Genomic DNA, 18353 nt, shown 5'->3' on the forward strand with positions numbered 1-18353 from the left:
GGATTCAGCTGCCGCGGTAAGTTGAATATGTCCATGGCGTCACTATTAACGGAACGTGATAGTTTTGCTCTGGATCAGCAATCCCAAAGCGCAGTACAACCTGATCTATAAAACAGGGTTTCGGCAGATTAATACCCTGAGAGAGAAAATAATCACCAGCGTGAAATATCAATTCGTAGATGCCAGACTGCATCTCTTCTTCACTCAATAAAGCTCTCTCGCTACGGCCGTCTTCATTGGTATGTAGATGGCGTAGCAGCGTTTTTTCCCCCCCTTCTATCCGGTGTAGCTCGAAGTACATACCGGCGGCTGCTCGTCCATGCATTGTGTCAAGTACGTGTGTGGAAAGTTTTCCCATTTATTTCTCCAGATGAGTAGATGCTGTCTTATCGTACAGGTGGTTATTTTTTAATTAAAATCTTTTAAGTAGCGAGTTTGACGATATTGTTTTATTTCGCGGATAATTGTCAATGATCCTATGGAATCGGTTTCCGTATTGTGGAGATTAATAAAATGACAGATCATCAGGGGGCAGAAGCAAGAAGAGATTCCATTACTCAAGTCCCACCGATTTCAAGCTTGCTGACATTGATGATGCGGTGATCTATCAGCGCTTGCAGCCAGGAGTGAAGCTATCCGATACAGCACTGGATGACGTATTTTTCTGTTCACGTAGTACAGTTTATTCAGCATTGGCCTGCTGGAACATGATCGGATTGTAGAATAGCTGCCTAATCATGGGACCTATGTCGCCCAATTTGGTATCTCGGAAAGTCGGAATGTGTTCGAGATGCAACGCATGGTGGATGGGATAATTCTGTAAATACTACTGAGTTTGCCTAATTTATTGGTTAAATTGGAGCGGTTAGGACTGATGATCGAGTAGGAATGTACTGAATTCGAACTGCATGACCGAGTGGGTTGGATCCGATTATCCAATCCAATTCATGTTCAATTGGTACTGCTGGCAGAGAAAAATGCACTGACCGAATGAATGAATAGTTTGTATTGCCACAGAGCGCTCATCATCGCTCTGTACGATAGGCCAGGACAAAGTAGCTGCTCATTCGATGAGCATGAGCAGATTCTGAAACTTCTGGCCAGAAGGGATAGTGATGGCGTTCTGCATGCGATGCAGCAGCATCTGCAGGACTGCGAGTATCACATGCATTTTAAGGATCGTAATCCGCAGGATCCATGGACCTTGTTTCATCGCCAGTGTTAGGCGTTTCAAGACGAAGGAGTTCATCTCATGCAGCAGGCTTATCCACGAGACATGGTCGGTTATGGACGACGGCGACCGCAAGTGTTTTGGCCCGGCCAAGCCAGGGTAGCGGTTCAATTTGTCCTCAATTATGAAGAGGGTGGCGAGAGCAGTGTCTTGCATGGTGATGCAGTATCCGAGCAGTTTCTATCAGAAATCGTCGGAGCTGCTGCCTATTCCACCAGGCATATGTCGATGGAAAGTCTATATGAGTATGGCTCACGGGTTGGTGTCTGGCGTATTTTGCGTGAGTTCAAACGACGTGAATTACCATTGACTGTATTTGCTGTCGGCATGGCATTGGAACGTAACCCAGAAGCCGCCGCAGCCTTTGTGGAGCAGGGGCATGAAATAGCTTGTCATGGTTATCGCTGGTTGCATTATCAGCATGCAGACCGTGGGTTGGAGCGTGAGCACATGCAGCGTTGCGTTGAGGTTGTACGTCAATTGACAGGGGAACATCCTGCCGGGTGGTATACCGGTAGAGATAGCCCTAATACCCGGCAACTGGTGGTGGAGGAGGGCGGGTTCTTGTATGACTCCGATTATTATGGTGACGAATTGCCATTTTGGACTGAGGTGAGCATGAGTAATGGGCTGGGTAAACCGCACCTAGTTGTCCCATATACTCTTGATGCAAATGACATGCGATTTGTCTCTACGCAGGGGTTTAATACTGGCGAGCATTTTTTCCAATATCTCAAGGATAGTTTTGATGTTCTTTATGCTGAAGGGGAATTAACGCCCAGCATGCTATCGATTGGTTTGCATTGCCGTTTGATTGGACGGCCTGGTCGCTTTGCTGCCTTGCAGCGTTTTCTTGATTATGTACAGCAGCATCCTTGGGTCTGGGTGTGCCGTCGGGTCGATATCGCCAAGCATTGGTTGCATCATTACCCTTACCCTAAAATGGAGCCCTGCCAATGAAGCCACTTTTTACCTTGCAACAGTTGAACTGCCTGCCGTTCGATTCCTTTGTCGCTGCATTGGGTGGAGTATTCGAACACTCTGGCTGGGTCGCGGAGCGAACTGCAGCCCTGCGCCCTTTCCATTCTGTGGAGGAGCTGGCTGCCGCGATGACCGGTGAAGTGGAAAAGGCTGGCTATGCTGCTCAAATGGTATTAATCAGAGCCCACCCAGAACTGGCAGGAAAGGCTGCGATATGTGGCGAGCTTACAAAAGAGTCCTCGATTGAGCAGGCGGGTGCCGGACTGGACCAATGCAGCCAGGAGGAGTTTTCACGCTTGACCAAGCTCAATGATGCTTACCAGAGTAAGTTTGGTTTTCCATTCATTCTGGCAGTTCGCGGGCATGACCGTAGCAGCATCCTCGGTGAGTTTGAACGCCGTTTGGCCTCTGAAGTGGAAGAGGAGCGTCGAGAATGCTTGCGACAGATTTACCGTATTGCACGTTTGCGGCTGGAGGCGATCGTCGTCGGAGATTCTGATTCATGAATATCGAAATGCTGGGCTTATACCTACTGGCCATCACTGTAGTTATTGTCGTTCCGGGGCCACTTTCGTTGTACATGGTCAGTAATGCCGTGCAATACGGTGTATGGCGCAGTTGGCCTGGTGTCGCTGGTGGTGTGCTGGCTTCCGTCATCCTGCTGTTGTTATCGGCTCTGGGAGTTGGGTCTGTGTTACGGGCATCTGCAGGTCTGTTTGCTGTGCTGCAATTGCTTGGTGCCTGCTATCTGCTTTATCTAGGTTTCCGAACTTGGCAGCAGCGGCATAGACAAGCCTATGCTGCTGCTGGACGTCGTCAAGCCGGGGTACAGCTCTTCTCCAAAGCCTTTCTGCTAGGAATCAGCAATCCTAAAGATATCGTTTTTTTTCTGGCTTTACTGCCGCAGTTTATGGTCCAGGATCAGCCCTTGTTTCCGCAACTGTTGTGGATGGTGGTGGCCTGGATAGTGATTGATCTGTTATGCAAGCTTGGGTATGGGCTGTTGGCTAGTCGTCTCTTGGCCAATATGGCTGTTATACGTCAGTTTTTTTTGATGATATCTGCATCGTGTTTTGTTGTGATGGGTAGCGTGTTGATTGGCCAGATACTGGTCAGTGTTGTGAGCTGAGAATATTGATTGTCCGTATTGCAATAATAAAGGAGAGACACCATGAGTTTTGATTCCAACCTGTCGTCTGCAGTGCGGCATGCAGCTCCAGTGGAGTTGCCTGATTTTGCCCAGCGTCATGTCAACCTGGCCGATGCGGATTTAGGTGCCAGGATTCTGTTCTGCACAGATGAGTGGTTTGCACCTGCTGAGCGCATGCTGTGTTCAGCAGCCCCCGTATTTATCGTGGATAAGTTTGATGATAATGGTAAGTGGATGGATGGCTGGGAAACGCGGCGGCGGCGCAATGGTGGCCATGACTATGCGGTCATTCAGCTAGGTTTGCCAGGTGAAATCAAAGGAGTGGACATTGATACCAGCCACTTTACTGGTAATTTTCCACCGGCTGCTGTTTTGGAGGCCTGTTCTGAGGCTGGTTCCCCCAGTCCGGATACGGAGTGGACTGAGATCTTGCCAGCTGTTTCCCTGGGGGGGAGTGCCCACCATTTTTTCACCATCAATGATTCACGGGTCTGGACCCATTTACGTTTGCATATTTATCCAGATGGCGGGATGGCCAGGTTACGGGTTTACGGGCAAATAGATGGCTATTGGCAAGATAAAGACCGGGATGCCTTATATGAAGTCTCTGCCCTGCAGCAAGGAGGCCGGATTGTTGCATATAACGATGCTCACTTTGGTGTGCCTTTCAGACTGATTATGCCAGGACGTGGTATCAATATGGGTGATGGCTGGGAAACACGGCGTCGACGTGAACCTGGTAATGACTGGTGCATTGTTCAACTTGGACATGCTGCGATTGTCGAGCGTATCGAAGTTGATACGGCGCATTTCAAGGGTAACTATCCAGATAGTATTTCCATCCAGGCTGCATTAGTCCATCAGGGGACTGACCAATCTATCGTGACGCAGGCAATGTTCTGGGAAACGCTATTACCCGAGCAGAAAACAACCATGGATACCCAGCATTACTATGACACTGAATTAATCCGCCAATTGGGGCCTATCAATCATGTACGACTGAATATCTTTCCAGATGGAGGGGTAAGCCGGTTGAGAATCTGGGGCCGTTTGGCTGATTAGCAAAGTCACAAGACTATTTGAACGAGGAGAAATACTATGGCTTTGCTAATTTTGGAAACCCTGACCAAAGAATCCTTTTCCCCTTTTGGTGATGTAATTGAGATTGCTGGTAGTGACTGGTTTCCCATCAATAATGGTAGCACCCGTCGTTACCACAAACTTGGTTTGGTAGATATTGGTGGAGATGGCGGTCTTCCTGCCATCAGCATGGCCCGAGGGGCTGCTTTTCACTACCCTGTTGGTATCAGTATGCTGGAACGCCATCCATTGGGCAGTCAGTCATTTATTCCATGCAATGGCGTCTCTTTCATTGTCGTGGTTGCTCCCAGTCGACCGGATGGTCAGCCAGATGAGCGTGCTCTGCGTGCTTTTCTTGCCAATTCCGATCAGGGGATAAACTATCTGCGCGGTTGCTGGCATCACCCCTTGATCAGTTTGGAGCATGAGGGGGATTTCATTGTGGTGGATCGTGTTGGAAGTGGGCATAACTGCGACGAAATCACGCTCTCTCAGATCTACCAAATCGAAGCACCTTTCTAGGCTGTTTCCGTAATCCTTGCAATTTTCCTTGTTGCTAAGGCAATAGGTGGCCCTGTCACGTCCGTGCACTACATGAAGGTGTTATTGCACGAAGAAGGCAAAGGAGATACTTGATGAACTCGACACAAACCATTCATCCGGTGGATGAAAAGCTGCCCATACTGCAGTTGTTTACTCTGGGATTGCAGCATGTATTGGTGATGTATGCCGGAGCGGTGGCAGTTCCGCTGATTGTCGGCGGAGCGGTAGGGCTGCCCAAAGAGCAAATTGCTTTTCTGGTCAGTGCCGACCTGTTCTGCTGTGGTTTGGTTACCTTATTACAGTGCCTGGGATTCAAGGGGTTTGGTATTCGCATGCCAGTGATCATGGCGGTTACCTTTGCCACGGTAGGACCGATGATTGCCATCGGTCAGAACCAAGAACTGGGCCTGCCTGGCATCTTTGGTGCCACCATGGCAGCAGGGCTGGTGTCTTTGTTGCTGGTGCCCTTGATTGGGCGACTGATCCGCTTTTTTCCCCCATTGGTAACCGGAGTGGTCATTACATCGATAGGTTTGTCCATCATCGGTGTTGGCATAAATTGGTCGGCGGGCGGGCTGGGCTCTCCTGACTATGGCAGTCCCGTATATCTGGGTATCTCGCTGACTGTTCTTGTGTTCATTCTTTTGATCATTCGCTTTGCATCCGGCTTCCTGGCCAATATATCCATCCTGCTGGGTTTGTTGTTCGGCTTCATCATTGCCTTGTCGCTAGGCAAGGTCGATTTTGATGGGCTGCACGATGCCAGCTGGTTTGCCATGATCCTGCCCTTCAAGTTTGGTGCGCCACGGTTCGAGCTATGGTCCATCGTGACGCTGACTGTGGTAATGCTGATCGTTTTCATCGAGTCCATGGGTATGTTTCTGGCCTTGGGGGAGATCGTCAATCGCCCAGTAAAAAGACAGGATCTGGTACGCGGATTGCGGGTGGATGCATTGGGTACCATGTTTGGGGGTATGTTCAATACGTTTCCACATACTTCGTTTTCACAGAATATCGGTCTGGTCAGCATTACCGGCGTCAGCAGTCGCTGGGTATGCGTAATGTCAGGCTTTATCCTGATCGCTTTCGGTTTGGTACCCAAGATGTCCATTATAGTGGCCTCCATCCCTCCCTTTGTGCTGGGAGGGGCTGGGATCGTGATGTTCGGCATGGTATTGGCCACCGGAATCAAGGTGTTATCAAGGGTGGATTTTCACAATCGCTACAACCTTTATATTGTCGCCATCAGTTTGGGCATGGGCATGATTCCCACTGTGGCCAAGGATTTCTTTGGTCAGATGCCGGCGGGCATGGCCCCGCTGCTGCATAGCGGTATTTTGCTGGCAAGCCTGACTGCCGTGGCCTTGAATGCATTCTTCAATGGGCTTGGGGAGGCAGATCTGTCTGATGCCAGTACTACAGAGGTTATGTCCGTACCAGGGCACTGATAAGGCAAGGTGTTTGTATCTGGTGGTCGCTGGCATTGCACAGGGGAAAGGCGATGCTGCTGGATGGTGATTGGTTGAGCGTATTACGTCAGCAACTGGCACTGCAGAAAGCTGCCATTCTGATTACCTTGGTGCGCAGCCAGGGCCATGTGCCACGGGAAGTTGGTGCTCGAATGGCGGTGGGATGCGATTGGAGTGCAGATACGCTGGGTGACGGCTGGTTGGAGATACAGGCAGGACTGAGAGCCCGGCAACTGCTGTCCTTGCCAGTTTTCTTGCGTTGTTGCGAGCGCTTTGATCTGGGGAACTGTGAAGATTGCTGCTGTACAGGTAGTGCATGGCTGTTGTTCGAGTTACTGAATGAGCGAGACTTGCCATGGCTTGAGATGGCTTGGCTGGCACGGGCTCAGGGGCGAGTGTTGCGACGTCTGGTGTCATTGGAATCGGATGCTCCTGTCGAATACTATCTGTTGCCCGGTAGGGGGAGCGGTATTCGGCAACTAGAACCGTCAGTATGGCAGGATGATCTGCCGGTACCGGCAATGCGTGTGGTGTTGTGTGGGGCTGGACACATTGGCAGGGCGGTAAGCCGTTTGCTAGGTGACCTACCCTATACGGTATTCTGGCTGGATAGCCGTCCAGAATTCCTGCCGGCAGAGCTGCCCGCCAACACCACAGGCATCGTTGGCGCTGTCGAGCAAATGGACTGCCTGCCTGCGGATGCCTGCTGGCTGGTGATGACACATAGTGATCAATTGGATTTTGACTGGATCGAGCAGATCTTGCTACGCAACGATGCGCGCTTTATTGGCTTGCTGGGATGTCGCAGCAAGCTGGCTAGTTTTAATCTGCGGCTGATCAATCGCGTACCATTGGGACGTATTGCCAGTATTCACTGTTTGGGTACAGAAGGAATGCAAAGCCGACCAGCTGCTGCAATTGCAATTGCGGTGGTGGCCGAGCTACTGCAGCAGCTCCAGCCAGGGTAACCGCGTGGGAGGTGAGCGGCGTGCAAGAGGGATAATCCTGCCCCTTGCTGGGAAAAGGGTATTGAAATTGGCCACCTTGTCCTTATCTGTCAGCTCATTGTTACTCAACCACTGATGAATAGAGACCATGAGCGCACAGAAAGAAACCCTGGGCTTTCAGACCGAAGTCAAGCAACTGCTTCACCTGATGATCCACTCCTTGTACTCGAACAAGGAAATCTTCCTGCGAGAACTCATTTCCAATGCATCGGATGCTGCCGACAAATTGCGTTTTGAAGGTCTGGCCAAGCCCGAGTTGTTCGAGAATGATGCCGAGCTGAAGATTACTGTTGGCTTCGACAAGGAAGCCCGCACCATCACCATTTCTGACAATGGTATCGGCATGAGTCGCGACGAGGTGGTTGCCAATATTGGTACCATTGCCAAATCCGGTACCAAGGCCTTTTTTGAACAGCTATCTGGCGATTCGAAAAAAGATGCCAACCTGATCGGCCAGTTTGGTGTCGGTTTCTACTCTGCCTTCATCGTCGCAGACAAGGTTAGCCTGACTACTCGCCGTGCAGGTGCGGCAGCGGGGGAAGGCGTACGTTGGGAATCCCAGGGGGAAGGTGAGTACACGTTGGAGCAGGTTGAAAAAGCCAGCCGTGGTACCGATATCGTGCTGCACCTGAAAGAAGGCGAAGACGAGCTGCTGGCTGACTGGTCGCTCAAGCGCATCGTACGTACTTATTCCGACCACATCTCCATTCCCATCCTGATGAAGAAGGGCAGCAACTACGGCGAAAACGGCGAAGTGATCGAAAGTGACGAACTGGAAGCGGTCAACGCAGCCTCTGCCCTGTGGACTCGTAGCAAGAGCGACATCAGCGACGAGCAGTACATTGAATTCTACAAGCACGTGGCACATGATTTTACCGACCCGCTGGCCTGGAGCCATGCACGTGTCGAGGGTCGTCAGGAATATACCGAGCTGCTGTACATCCCGGCCCGCGCGCCGTTTGACATGTGGGACCGTGAGCGCAAGCAGGGCATCAAGCTGTATGTGCGTCGCGTGTTCATCATGGAAGACAGCGACAAGCTGATGCCGCAATACCTGCGCTTTGTGCGCGGGGTGATCGACAGCAATGACCTGCCACTGAATGTTTCGCGCGAAATCTTGCAGGAAAGCAAGGATATCGACGCCATTCGTGCTGGTTGCGTGAAGAAGGTGCTGGGTCTGCTGGAAGACCTGGCGGCCAACCAGTCCGAAAAATATGCGGCTTTCTGGAAAGAATTCGGTCAGGTACTGAAGGAAGGCGTGGGCGAAGACCACGCCAACAAGGAACGTATTGCCAAGCTGCTGCGTTTTGCTTCCACGGCGGTGGATGGCGATGAGCCCACGGTCAGCCTGAGCGACTATATCGGTCGCATGAAGGAAGGTCAGGACAAGATCTACTTCATCACTGCCGATACCCTGGCCGCTGCACGTAATAGCCCGCATCTGGAAGTATTCAAGAAGAAGGGCGTGGAAGTACTGCTGCTGACCGACCGTGTAGATGAGTGGGTGGTTGGTTCCTTGTTTGAATTTGATGGCAAATCGCTGCAGTCGGTAGCCAAGGGTGAACTGGACCTGGGCGCATTGGAAGACGACGCCGACAAGGAAGCACAAAAGCAGGCTGAAGAAGCAGCCAAGCCGCTGGTGGAAAAAGTACAGGCTGCACTGGGCGACAAGGTGAAGGAAGTGCGTGTCACGGTGCGTTTAACCGATAGCCCGGCCTGCCTGGTGACTGGCGAGCATGATATGAGTGCGCATCTGGAACGTATGCTGAAGGCCGCCGGTCAGAAGGTGGAGGCCAGCAAGCCGACGCTGGAGATCAACCCGGAGCATGTACTGGTGAAACGTCTGGCGGAAGAATCCGACGCTGGCCGCGCTGCCGATCTGGCCCAGGTGCTGTACGACCAGGCCTTGTTGGCTGAGGGTGGCAAGCTGGAAGATCCGGCCACCTTCGTCAAGCGCATCAACAAGCTGCTGCTGGAGCTGTCTGCCTAAGCAGCGACTGGTAGTAAACTGAAACCGCCCCAGATGACTGGCTTGCCGCGAGTCTGGGGCGGTTTTCATTCATCACTGTGGTAAAGAGGTGGTCATGAGTAAACCTTGGCGTAACCTGGGGCCGGCATCACGATAGATGCTGGCCGATGCCGGCATTGTCACGTTCGCACAGCTGTCCCAGTACGGTGCGGTAGCCAGCTACAGCTTGGTGAAACAACACCATCCCCAGGCAAGCTTCAACTTGCTGTGGGCGCTGCAAGGTGCACTGGATGACTTGCCGTGGCAGCAGGTGGCCCGTGAGCAGCGGCTGTCGCTGCTATTGCAACTGGAATCGCAGGAGCCGCACAAGCAATAGCTTACTCAAAGGGCGTGGCGAGAAAGGCTGGTTGTGCCTCTGCCTGTGCGCTCCATTGCTGCAACAGAGGAAAATCATCCCAGGCCAATTGCTGTGGCAGTATTTCCCGGCTGAAGCGCCAGGCCACGGCGATACTGATCCCTGCCTGGTCTAGTGGTGTGGAAGACAGCGCTTCAATAGTCAGCTCCTTTTCCAGCAAGCCATAGGCGGCCAGCAACTGGGCGCTGACCCGTTCCTGCCAGGGCTGATGTCGTTTGTCCTCGGGACGCAAGTTCTGCTCGTAGGCCAGCTGTACACTTTTTTCCATTGCCGCCAAGGCCAGCCCCAGCAAGCGTAGCGTGCGTTGCCGCTGTGGCAGGGTCTTCGGCATCAGGCTGCGCTCCGGGTACAGAGCATCCAGATAGTCCAGAATCAGGGTCGAATCCATTAACGTGCTGCCATCATCCAGAATCAGGGTCGGGGCTTTCACTACCGGGTTGATGGCCTGAAATTCGGCAAGATGACGAAATACCGATACAGCCCGATGGGTAAAGGGAATTGCCATCAAGCGCATGCTGATGGCAACACGGCGCACATAGGGAGAGTCCAACATGCCTATCAGTTGCATGATCTGCCTTTCTGTTCAAACGGTTTGGTAATGACTGGCAATGCTAAGCCAGGAGCGCAAGGGGGTATCGGTGAAGGGGTGCATTTCCAGCTGGCCATGTCCTTCCAGTAGCAGCTTGCTTGCTGGCAGCAGTGCGTATTCTCCACCTTGCAAGCAGATGTCCTGGCCGTCAACCGTTAACCAGTGTGCGCCGCTGCGGGCATATATCCGGCAACGACGGGACAGCTGCAAGACCAATAGTTCACCATCAGCCAGTTCCAGCCGTAATGAATGGGACATGATCATCTCCTTCCGTGGGGGTGAGTTCACTATAAGCAGTGGCAGCTACGGTGAAAATTGATATTTATTTGGAATTCATGTTAGTTTTTCTAACATGAGACTACTACCCCCCTTGTCTGCCCTGCGCAGTTTTGAAGCCCTGGCCCGTCTGGGAAGTGTTACGCAGGCTGCCAGTGAGCTTCATGTGACACATTCAGCCATTAGCCAGCAAATACGCCAGCTGGAGGAGCTGTTGGGTGTGGTGCTGTTTGTGCGCGAAGGGCGGGGACTACGGCTGACCGAGGATGGTCGACTGTATGCGCTGCAAGTGCGTATCGGCCTGAGTGAGTTAACGGAAGCTACACGGTTGATACAAGCCAGGCCGCGAGATGGAGAGCTGGTAGTGGCGGTGATGCCGTCCTTTGGTGCGCACTGGCTGCTACCGCGCTTGCCCCGCTTCCAGGCTCGCTTCCCGCAATATCGCATTAGCTTGCGTGCCAGCCTGGACATCCAGGACCTGCGTCAGGGACTGGTGGATATCGGCGTACGCATGGGGCAGGGCGGTTGGGAAGGCTTGCAGCAACAGCATTTGTTTGATGACGAACTGGTGGTGGTGGCTGCGCCGGACTTCCAGCAGGGCAGGCTGCCGCGCACGCCGGCCGAGATCGTGGCGGGGCCAGTGGTGCGTACGGTGGAAAGTTGGATGGGTTGGTGTCAGGCTGCTGGCGTGAATGAACCGTCAAAGGCCGGCTTGTGGATCAATGATTCCAATCTGGTGCTGCAGGCGGTGCAGCAGGGAATGGGGGTGGCACTGGAGCGGCGCAGCTTGGTGGATGCAGGGCTGAAGTCAGGTGTGCTGGTGCAACTGAGTGATATTGTTGTGCCGTATCCCTACCCACATTGGCTGGTGTGGCCGCAGCGCGAAAGCTCCCTGCTCAAGCAGCGTGATTTTGCCAGCTGGATGGCGGAGGAGGTTGAAGCGTACCAGCAGGCGCTGGCCTAGTCTCACGGCTGATGCTGGCTACTGTTTACTGGACATGCATGCAAGGAAAATGCGGGTGACATTGCTGAAGTTATTGTTGCTGTTTGGCCTGACTGCCTTGGCTGAGATTACCGGCTGCTATCTGCCCTGGTTGTGGCTGAAGCAGCAGGGTTCGATAGTGTTATTGTTACCGGCGGCCTTGTCGCTGCTGCTGTTTGTCTGGTTATTGACCTTGCATCCTGTAGCAGCCGGGCGTGTCTATGCTGCCTACGGTGGTGTTTATGTTGTGGTGGCTTTATTGTGGCTATGGCTGGTTGATGGTGTCAGACCGAGTAGCTGGGACTTGCTGGGAGCATCGCTGGCCTTGATGGGCATGGCCATCATCATGCTTGCACCCAGACCGTAGTGAGTGCGGCTTGCGCTGAAACAAAAACCGGGCAATGCCCGGTTTTTTTGTCAGTGCGATCAAGAGGCCGGTGGCCGGGTATCGATAAACGATGGCCGGGCTGACAGCCGTTCAAGCAAGTTGGCCAGATTGGGATAGGACTCGCGCCAGTCAATGGCTGGAAAGCGGAAATCCAGATAGCCCAGGCAGCAGCCGACGGCAATATCGGCCAGGCTGTAGCCTTCGCCATTGCACCATTGCCGTTCGCCCAGGTCGGCCGACATCGCGGCAAGACCCCGGTCTATCTTGTCCTGCTGGCGGGCGATCCATTCCGGCATTTGCTTGTCAGCTGGGCGGCGCTGTTCCAGTACGATGGCAACCGCAGCATCGGTAATGCCATCGGCCAGCGCCTCCCAGCGCCGGGTATTGATCAGGCGGCGGTTTTCCTGCGGCAACAGGCGGGCTACCGGGGAAATATTGTCCAGGTATTCCACGATGACCCGCGAATCGAACAAGATGCTGCCATCGTCCAGTTCCAGCGCTGGGACCTTGCCCAGCGGGTTGTACCGGGCGACCTGGCTGTCCGGGTTCCACGGCACGTCCTCTTCCAGCGGGCAATCAATCTTCTTGTCGGCCAGCACGATGCGTACCTTGCGGGCATACGGGCTAGTGAATGAGGCAATCAGTTTCATGGTGGTAGAGTGCTCGGCGGGTCGTAAAAGCGGGCTGATATGTTCAGCCCGTTGTGTTGCTTACTGTAGCGCAAGGTCGCTACAGCATAAAGGGCTAGTTGAGTTCGATCTTGCCATTGATCATGAGTTGCAACTGGCTTTGGCCGGGTTGCCAGTCTGGCTGGGCCACATCGGCTTCCTTGGCCATGGGTGCTGCGGCAGCGCGCATTAACATGGGCGGCCGAAAGGACGGGGCTGCATTGCCGAACTCCAGTTCCTTGATGGTGATGCGGCTCTTACCCAGCGTTTGTGCGGTGATATTGGCCTGGGCCTGCATTTCGGCTAACGCGGCAGGAATCATGGCTTTTTCTGCAGCACGCCTGGCACTATCAGATACGGTGAACTGCACGCCTTCCAGCAGCATGGTTTTTTGCAACTGCGCCACCAGTTCCGCGGCCTGGGTCATGTCCCGGCTCTTCAGGCGGATTTCAGCCCGGCCTTGCCAGCCTTGTATCTTGCCGTTCTTGTCGTAACTCGGCCAGCTGTTGTAGCTGCCGCTGCTCACTTCCACATGTGGGTAGTTCTTGCCCAGCGCCATGCCCAGGGCAATACCCTTGTTCAGGCGATTGGCCAGTGTGGCGGGCTGTTCACTTTTTTCTTGCAGGTAGAGTGTGGCTTGCAGCTGGTCGTTGGCGACTTCCTGTTGGGCCGAGCCTGACAGGCGCAGTTCGATGCCATCGGCTGCTTTGGCCATGACCGGGGCGATGAGCAGACTGGCTGCCATCATGGAGTGGATAAGTGCGGTCTTCATGCAAACTCCTGCAAAGGTAGACAAACAGGCTTTTGAGCGGGGGTAAGGCAGAAGGTTCGCATATCTGGCCAGGAAATGGCCAGTATCGGTGGGGGAAAGCATGCCGGGCACAGACGATCACCCGGCATGTCGGTGCCTGCACTCAACCCAGTAGCAGGGCGTCGTCATCCAATTTTTCGCCACGGGTCTGCTCGAACATGGCCAGCAGATCTGGTACGTCCATGCGGCTGCGTTCCGTGCCGCTAACGTCCAGTACCACGCGGCCCTGATGCAGCATCACGGTGCGATGGCCGTGATCCAGCGCCTGGCGCATGGAGTGGGTCACCATCAGGGCGGTCAGTTTGTTTTCCGTCACGATGCGGTCGGTCAGCTCCAGCACGAAGGCAGCGGTTTTGGGGTCGAGCGCGGCGGTGTGCTCATCCAGCAGCAGCAGGCGGGAAGGCTGCAAGGAGGCCATCAGCAGGCTGACGGCCTGGCGCTGACCGCCGGATAGCAGGCCCATGCGGTCGCCCAGGCGGTTTTCCAGGCCCAGCTTGAGTGTGGACAGCTTGTCGCGGAATGCTTCGCGATAACTGGCCTTGACCGCGCGCGACAGGCCGCGTCCCTGGCCGCGCTGCATGGCTAGCGCCAGGTTCTCTTCGATGGTGAGCCCTTCGCAGGTACCTGCCAGCGGGTCCTGGAATACACGGGCCACCAGCGCAGCACGCTGCCAGGCGGACTGGCGGGTGACGTCCTGCCCGTCAATGAACAGGCTGCCGGTATCGGGGCTGATGTCGCCGCTAATGGCATTCAGAAAGGTGGATTTGCCAGCGCCATTGCTGCCGATCACGGTGACGAACTGGCCGGATTCGATGGTCAGCGACAGGCCACGCAGCACCGGGTTTTCCAGCGGAGTGCCGGGGTTGAAGGTCTTGAACAGATTGTCGGCGCGCATCATGCGGATTTCCCTCCTTGCTTGTTGCGCAGCTTGCCCTTGATCTTGGGCAGCACCAGCGCCAGGCCCACCAGCACGGCGGTAATCAGGTTCAGGTCTTGCGCTTGCAGGCCGATGAAGTCGGCATTCAGCGCTAGGGCGATCAGCAGGCGGTACAGCAGTGCGCCCAGTACGGTGGCCAGGGTGATCAGCCACAGGCTGCGCGGTGGCAGCAGGGTTTCGCCAATGATGACGGCAGCCAGACCGACGACGATGGTACCGATGCCCATGGAAATGTCTGCACCGCCCTGGGTTTGTACGTATAGCGCACCTGCCAGTGCAATCAGCGCATTAGACAAGGCCATGCCGGCCAGGGTCATGCGGTCGGTGGAGATGCCCTGTGCCCGTGCCATGCGCGGGTTGGCACCGGTGGCACGCAATGCAAGGCCGGTTTCGGAGGCAAAGAAGGCATCCAGCAGCAGCTTGGCGATCACCACGATGACTGCCAGTACTGCGGGCTGAATCAGCCAGGCGTTGTCGCTGACGGTGCTGATGAAGGGGGTAAATACCGTGGGCAGGCCGATCAGCGCGATATTGGGTGCGCCCATGATGCGCAGGTTGATGGAGTACAGCGCAATCATCACCAGAATGCTGGCCAGCAATTGCAGGATGCCCAGGCGCACATTGAGCCAGGCTGTGAGCCAGCCGGCCGCGGCACCGGCAATGGCGGCCAGGCCGCAGGCCAGCCATGGGTCGTGGCCACCGGCAATCAGCACGGCAGCCACCGCGCCGCCCAGCGGAAAACTGCCGTCGGCGGTAAGGTCGGGGAAGTTGAGCAGGCGGAAGGAAATCAGTACGCCCAGTGCGACGAGCGCAAAGATCAGGCCGATTTCCAGCGCGCCCATCATTGAAATCAGGGACATGAACACCTCTGCGACATGCCGGCCCGTCAGGGTAGGGGGCGGCAAGCCAGACCTGGGTGAGGCCGGGCAGTTGATACGGAAAAAGCCCGGATGGCGGTGAAACCATCCGGGCGGTCAGGCTGGGCTCAGCTTACTTGACGGTGTTCTGCGCTTCCTTGAGCAGGGCTGCGGACAGCGGTGCACCTTGCTTCATGGCGGCAGACGGGTTCACGGTCAGGCTCAGCTTGCTACCCACTTCAGGTGCAATGGCACCTGGCTTTTCACCCTTCAGGATGCGAACCACGATCTTGCCGGTCTGGCGGCCCATATCGTAGTAGTTCATCCCCAGCGCAGCGACGGCACCACGTTTGACCGAGTCGGTATCGGAGGCAATCAGCGGCAGTTTGGCCTGATTGGCCACGGCTACCAGCGATTCATAGGTGGACACCACATTGTTGTCGGTACTGGTGTAGATGGCATCAACCTTGCCGATCAGGCTCTTGGCGGCTGGGGCTACGTCTACGGTACGCGGTGCCGGTGCTTCCACCAGGCTCATGCCACGCTTGGCCAGCTCTGCTTTCAGTTCTTTCACCACGATGGTGGAGTTGACTTCACCCGGGCTGAATACCATGCCGATGCGCTTGGCACCCGGTTTCACCTTCAGGATCAGGTCTACCTGCGGACCCAGCGGCAGCATGTCGGATACGCCGGTTACATTGGTGCCGCTGGCTTTCCAGTTGCTGACCAGCTTGGCGGCAACCGGGTCAGTCACGGCGGTGAATACGATGGGCAGCGTCTTGCTGGCAGCAACCAGTGCCTGTGCAGACGGGGTTGCAATGGCCACGGCTACATCCGGCTTGTCACCAACAAACTTGCGGGCGATCTGGCCGGCAGTGGCCGGGTTACCCTGGGCGCTCTGGTATTGCACCTTGACCTTGTCTTCACCCATGCCTTCGGCCTTGAGCTCGTCGGTCACTCCTTTGCGTGCAGCATCCAGCGCCGGATGGTCAACAATTGCCGTAATGGCAACCGACTTGAGTTCGGCAGCGGAAGCAGACAGGGACAGCACGGCTGCAGCGGCAGCCAGCAGTTGGCGATGGCGTAGGGACATGGCAATTCCTTGTGAGTCAGGATAGATTTTTTTGGAAAATGAATATTTCGCGCAATTTTATTCCAAAGTACAAGATTTTTCTTGCTGCGCTGCGCAATAAAATGGCTGAGATTGGATATTGGAGACAGGAAGTTGCCGGTTCGTCGCGCAGGCGAAAAAAAAGCGGCCCGGATCACGGGCCGCATGAGTGTAAGCTGGCAAATTGCCAACCATTGGGTCGATCGTTTAGTCGATGTAGTCGTAACCCGGCAGGGTGAGGAATTCGACAAAGTCATCCGAGGTGGTCAGATGGTCGAACATGCCGGCTGCGTCTTCATATTGCTTGGTCCAGCGATTGCCGTATTCCGCCTTGAGCTTGGCTACTTCAACTGCTTGCAGTTCGCGGAACAGTTCTACCGTGACCTTGCGGCCATCCTCCAGCACGCCCTTGGGGCTGCGGATCCACTGCCAGATCTGCGAGCGGGAGATTTCTGCGGTAGCGGCATCTTCCATCAGGTTGTGGATGGGCACGCAGCCGTTGCCGGAAATCCAGGAACCCAGATACTGGATACCCACATTAATGTTCATGGACAGGCCGGCTTCGGTGATCGGCGCTTCCGGCTGGAAGTTCAGCAGGTCGGCGGCGGTGACATTCACATCCGGACGCTGCTTGGCAATCTGGTTGGGCGCATCGCCCAGCACGCGGCTGAAGGCTTCATTGGCAATCGGCACCAGGCCCGGGTGGGCAACCCAGCCGCCGTCGTAGCCGTCGGTGGCGTCACGGTCCTTGTCGGCCTTCACGCCACCCAGTGCCTTTTCATTGGCCACCGGATCGTTCTTGATCGGAATCAGTGCGGCCATGCCGCCGATGGCCGGCGCGTTGCGCTGGTGGCAGGTTTTGAGCAGCAGCAGGGCGTAGGCACGCATGAAGGGCACGGTCATGGTGATCTGTGCACGGTTGGCCAGGCAGAAGTCGCGATTCTGCTTGAACTTCTTGATGCAGCTGAAGATGTAGTCCCAGCGACCGGCATTCAGGCCCGAGCTGTGCTCGCGCAGTTCGTAGAGGATTTCGTCCATCTCGAAGGCGGCGAGGATGGTTTCGATCAGCACGGTGGCCTTGATGCTGCCCTGGGCGATACCCAGCTCGTTTTGTGCAAACACGAACACATCGTTCCACAGGCGCGCTTCCAGATGGCTTTCCATCTTGGGCAGATAGTAATAGGTAGCGCTGCCCACGCTTTGCAGATAAGCAATGTTGTGGAAGAAGGACAGGGCAAAGTCGAACAGCGAGCCGGAGACGATCTGGCCATCCACGGTGACGTGCTTTTCCATCAGGTGCCAGCCGCGCGGACGCAAGATCAGCGTGGCGATGGTGTCGTTCAGCTTGTACTGCTTGCCGTCCGGGTTGGCGAAGGAAATGTTCTTGCGGTAGGCATCGCGTACATTGATCTGGCCGCTGACCTGGTTTTCCCAGCTCGGGCAGTTGGAGTCTTCAAAGTCGGCCATGAAGCTCTTGGCACCGGAGTTCAGTGCATTGATCATCATTTTGCGATCAACCGGGCCGGTGATTTCCACGCGGCGGTCCAACAAGTCTTGCGGCAGTGGAGCAATCTTCCAGTCGCCGGCACGGATGGCGGCGGTTTCCGGCAGGAAATCCGGCAGTTTGCCGGCATCCAGTTCGGCCTGGCGTACCACGCGGGCGGCAATCAGCTCACGGCGACGGCCTTCGAACTGGCGGTGCAGTTTGGCCACAAAAGCCAGGGCATCGGTGGTGAGGATTTCTTCAAACGCCGGGGTCAGCGGGGCGAGGATTTCCACGCCTTGCGGAAGGGTGATTGCCATGTGCTTGCTCCTGAAGTGAATTGCGTTGTGACGGCAGGCTGCCGCCTGGATTCATCAAAATGTTGCAATGCGATGTAGGCAGTGTA

21 protein-coding genes are annotated in these 18353 nt (G+C 55.1%); 12 read left to right on the top strand and 9 right to left on the bottom strand.

The window, feature by feature from the left end; all coding sequences use genetic code 11:
* Positions 1 to 4: 4 nt before the first annotated feature.
* Positions 5 to 358 carry a hydroxyisourate hydrolase gene (uraH, locus tag GSR16_RS03500; RefSeq protein WP_159875160.1) on the bottom strand — a complete coding sequence of 118 codons (354 nt, stop codon included), beginning with the start codon at positions 356 to 358 and terminating at the stop codon, positions 5 to 7.
* Positions 359 to 994: 636 nt separating this feature from the next.
* On the opposite strand from uraH, the gene GSR16_RS21425 reads away from it, so the two are divergent.
* The 10 genes from GSR16_RS21425 to GSR16_RS03550 all read left to right on the top strand — a co-directional run bounded on the left by GSR16_RS21425 (position 995) and on the right by GSR16_RS03550 (position 9806).
* Positions 995 to 1225, top strand: a complete 231-nt coding sequence (locus tag GSR16_RS21425; RefSeq protein ID WP_159875161.1) for an FCD domain-containing protein — start codon at positions 995 to 997, stop codon at positions 1223 to 1225.
* 27 nt (positions 1226 to 1252) lie between these two features.
* On the top strand, positions 1253 to 2191 hold the full coding sequence (gene puuE / locus GSR16_RS03510; protein ID WP_159875162.1) for an allantoinase PuuE: 939 nt from the start codon (positions 1253 to 1255) through the stop codon (positions 2189 to 2191).
* Complete coding sequence (gene uraD, locus GSR16_RS03515; protein WP_159875163.1) at positions 2188 to 2718, top strand: 2-oxo-4-hydroxy-4-carboxy-5-ureidoimidazoline decarboxylase; 531 nt, start codon at positions 2188 to 2190, stop codon at positions 2716 to 2718. The genes puuE and uraD overlap by 4 nt, the downstream gene beginning before the upstream one ends.
* Positions 2715 to 3341, top strand: coding sequence for a LysE family translocator (locus tag GSR16_RS03520; protein ID WP_159875164.1), 627 nt, complete (start codon positions 2715 to 2717; stop codon positions 3339 to 3341). Before uraD ends, GSR16_RS03520 begins: the two co-directional genes overlap by 4 nt.
* A 42-nt stretch (positions 3342 to 3383) precedes the next feature.
* Complete coding sequence (gene alc / locus GSR16_RS03525) at positions 3384 to 4424, top strand: allantoicase (RefSeq protein ID WP_159875165.1); 1041 nt, start codon at positions 3384 to 3386, stop codon at positions 4422 to 4424.
* Between the two features lie 36 nt (positions 4425 to 4460).
* Positions 4461 to 4964, top strand: a complete 504-nt coding sequence (locus GSR16_RS03530; RefSeq protein ID WP_159875166.1) for an ureidoglycolate lyase — start codon at positions 4461 to 4463, stop codon at positions 4962 to 4964.
* A 113-nt stretch (positions 4965 to 5077) separates the two neighbouring features.
* The gene (locus GSR16_RS03535; RefSeq protein ID WP_159875167.1) at positions 5078 to 6433 is read left to right on the top strand and encodes a nucleobase:cation symporter-2 family protein; all 1356 of its coding nucleotides are present in this window, start codon (positions 5078 to 5080) and stop codon (positions 6431 to 6433) included.
* Positions 6434 to 6486: 53 nt separating this feature from the next.
* A complete protein-coding gene (gene xdhC, locus GSR16_RS03540) occupies positions 6487 to 7422 on the top strand; it encodes a xanthine dehydrogenase accessory protein XdhC (protein WP_159875168.1) in 936 nt (311 codons plus the stop codon).
* 127 nt (positions 7423 to 7549) lie between these two features.
* A complete protein-coding gene (gene htpG / locus GSR16_RS03545; RefSeq protein WP_159875169.1) occupies positions 7550 to 9451 on the top strand; it encodes a molecular chaperone HtpG in 1902 nt (633 codons plus the stop codon).
* 136 nt (positions 9452 to 9587) lie between these two features.
* Positions 9588 to 9806 (top strand): TfoX/Sxy family DNA transformation protein, encoded by a 219-nt coding sequence (locus GSR16_RS03550; RefSeq protein ID WP_205677489.1) that lies wholly within the window; start codon positions 9588 to 9590, stop codon positions 9804 to 9806.
* 1 nt (position 9807) lies between these two features.
* Here the strand turns inward: GSR16_RS03550 and GSR16_RS03555 are convergent, their stop codons facing one another.
* On the bottom strand, positions 9808 to 10413 hold the full coding sequence (locus GSR16_RS03555) for a glutathione S-transferase family protein (protein WP_159875170.1): 606 nt from the start codon (positions 10411 to 10413) through the stop codon (positions 9808 to 9810).
* 15 nt (positions 10414 to 10428) lie between these two features.
* Entirely contained in the window at positions 10429 to 10692 is a 264-nt protein-coding gene (locus GSR16_RS03560; protein WP_159875171.1) for a hypothetical protein, read from the bottom strand.
* Between the two features lie 94 nt (positions 10693 to 10786).
* On the opposite strand from GSR16_RS03560, the gene GSR16_RS03565 reads away from it, so the two are divergent.
* Positions 10787 to 11674, top strand: a complete 888-nt coding sequence (locus GSR16_RS03565) for a LysR substrate-binding domain-containing protein (protein WP_159875172.1) — start codon at positions 10787 to 10789, stop codon at positions 11672 to 11674.
* 49 nt (positions 11675 to 11723) lie between these two features.
* Positions 11724 to 12059: a YnfA family protein gene (locus GSR16_RS03570; protein WP_205677490.1), complete on the top strand. Its 336-nt coding sequence runs from the start codon at positions 11724 to 11726 to the stop codon at positions 12057 to 12059.
* A 59-nt stretch (positions 12060 to 12118) separates the two neighbouring features.
* Here the strand turns inward: GSR16_RS03570 and GSR16_RS03575 are convergent, their stop codons facing one another.
* From GSR16_RS03575 to aceB, 6 genes are all read right to left on the bottom strand, one after another.
* Complete coding sequence (locus GSR16_RS03575; protein WP_159875173.1) at positions 12119 to 12730, bottom strand: glutathione S-transferase; 612 nt, start codon at positions 12728 to 12730, stop codon at positions 12119 to 12121.
* Between the two features lie 94 nt (positions 12731 to 12824).
* Complete coding sequence (locus GSR16_RS03580) at positions 12825 to 13520, bottom strand: SIMPL domain-containing protein (protein ID WP_159875174.1); 696 nt, start codon at positions 13518 to 13520, stop codon at positions 12825 to 12827.
* A 142-nt stretch (positions 13521 to 13662) separates the two neighbouring features.
* Positions 13663 to 14457, bottom strand: a complete 795-nt coding sequence (locus tag GSR16_RS03585) for an ABC transporter ATP-binding protein (RefSeq protein ID WP_159875175.1) — start codon at positions 14455 to 14457, stop codon at positions 13663 to 13665.
* Positions 14454 to 15356 (bottom strand): ABC transporter permease, encoded by a 903-nt coding sequence (locus GSR16_RS03590; RefSeq protein ID WP_159875176.1) that lies wholly within the window; start codon positions 15354 to 15356, stop codon positions 14454 to 14456. The genes GSR16_RS03585 and GSR16_RS03590 overlap by 4 nt, the downstream gene beginning before the upstream one ends.
* 130 nt (positions 15357 to 15486) lie before the next feature.
* A complete protein-coding gene (locus GSR16_RS03595) occupies positions 15487 to 16446 on the bottom strand; it encodes an ABC transporter substrate-binding protein (protein WP_159875177.1) in 960 nt (319 codons plus the stop codon).
* A gap of 225 nt (positions 16447 to 16671) precedes the next feature.
* Complete coding sequence (gene aceB, locus GSR16_RS03600) at positions 16672 to 18267, bottom strand: malate synthase A (protein ID WP_159875178.1); 1596 nt, start codon at positions 18265 to 18267, stop codon at positions 16672 to 16674.
* Positions 18268 to 18353 lie beyond the last annotated feature (86 nt).

Origin of the sequence: Aquitalea denitrificans (assembly GCF_009856625.1) — a bacterium.
Lineage (GTDB): Bacteria > Pseudomonadota > Gammaproteobacteria > Burkholderiales > Chromobacteriaceae > Aquitalea > Aquitalea denitrificans.

Bases quoted from the DNA above. Each gene is read 5' to 3' on its own strand.
- uraH (WP_159875160.1), bottom strand. From the start codon at position 358: ATGGGAAAACTTTCCACACACGTACTTGACACAATGCATGGACGAGCA.
- GSR16_RS21425 (WP_159875161.1), top strand. From the start codon at position 995: ATGAATAGTTTGTATTGCCACAGAGCGCTCATCATCGCTCTGTACGAT.
- puuE (WP_159875162.1), top strand. From the start codon at position 1,253: ATGCAGCAGGCTTATCCACGAGACATGGTCGGTTATGGACGACGGCGA.
- uraD (WP_159875163.1), top strand. From the start codon at position 2,188: ATGAAGCCACTTTTTACCTTGCAACAGTTGAACTGCCTGCCGTTCGAT.
- GSR16_RS03520 (WP_159875164.1), top strand. From the start codon at position 2,715: ATGAATATCGAAATGCTGGGCTTATACCTACTGGCCATCACTGTAGTT.
- alc (WP_159875165.1), top strand. From the start codon at position 3,384: ATGAGTTTTGATTCCAACCTGTCGTCTGCAGTGCGGCATGCAGCTCCA.
- GSR16_RS03530 (WP_159875166.1), top strand. From the start codon at position 4,461: ATGGCTTTGCTAATTTTGGAAACCCTGACCAAAGAATCCTTTTCCCCT.
- GSR16_RS03535 (WP_159875167.1), top strand. From the start codon at position 5,078: ATGAACTCGACACAAACCATTCATCCGGTGGATGAAAAGCTGCCCATA.
- xdhC (WP_159875168.1), top strand. From the start codon at position 6,487: ATGCTGCTGGATGGTGATTGGTTGAGCGTATTACGTCAGCAACTGGCA.
- htpG (WP_159875169.1), top strand. From the start codon at position 7,550: ATGAGCGCACAGAAAGAAACCCTGGGCTTTCAGACCGAAGTCAAGCAA.
- GSR16_RS03550 (WP_205677489.1), top strand. From the start codon at position 9,588: ATGCTGGCCGATGCCGGCATTGTCACGTTCGCACAGCTGTCCCAGTAC.
- GSR16_RS03555 (WP_159875170.1), bottom strand. From the start codon at position 10,413: ATGCAACTGATAGGCATGTTGGACTCTCCCTATGTGCGCCGTGTTGCC.
- GSR16_RS03560 (WP_159875171.1), bottom strand. From the start codon at position 10,692: ATGTCCCATTCATTACGGCTGGAACTGGCTGATGGTGAACTATTGGTC.
- GSR16_RS03565 (WP_159875172.1), top strand. From the start codon at position 10,787: ATGAGACTACTACCCCCCTTGTCTGCCCTGCGCAGTTTTGAAGCCCTG.
- GSR16_RS03570 (WP_205677490.1), top strand. From the start codon at position 11,724: ATGCGGGTGACATTGCTGAAGTTATTGTTGCTGTTTGGCCTGACTGCC.
- GSR16_RS03575 (WP_159875173.1), bottom strand. From the start codon at position 12,730: ATGAAACTGATTGCCTCATTCACTAGCCCGTATGCCCGCAAGGTACGC.
- GSR16_RS03580 (WP_159875174.1), bottom strand. From the start codon at position 13,520: ATGAAGACCGCACTTATCCACTCCATGATGGCAGCCAGTCTGCTCATC.
- GSR16_RS03585 (WP_159875175.1), bottom strand. From the start codon at position 14,457: ATGATGCGCGCCGACAATCTGTTCAAGACCTTCAACCCCGGCACTCCG.
- GSR16_RS03590 (WP_159875176.1), bottom strand. From the start codon at position 15,356: ATGTCCCTGATTTCAATGATGGGCGCGCTGGAAATCGGCCTGATCTTT.
- GSR16_RS03595 (WP_159875177.1), bottom strand. From the start codon at position 16,446: ATGTCCCTACGCCATCGCCAACTGCTGGCTGCCGCTGCAGCCGTGCTG.
- aceB (WP_159875178.1), bottom strand. From the start codon at position 18,267: ATGGCAATCACCCTTCCGCAAGGCGTGGAAATCCTCGCCCCGCTGACC.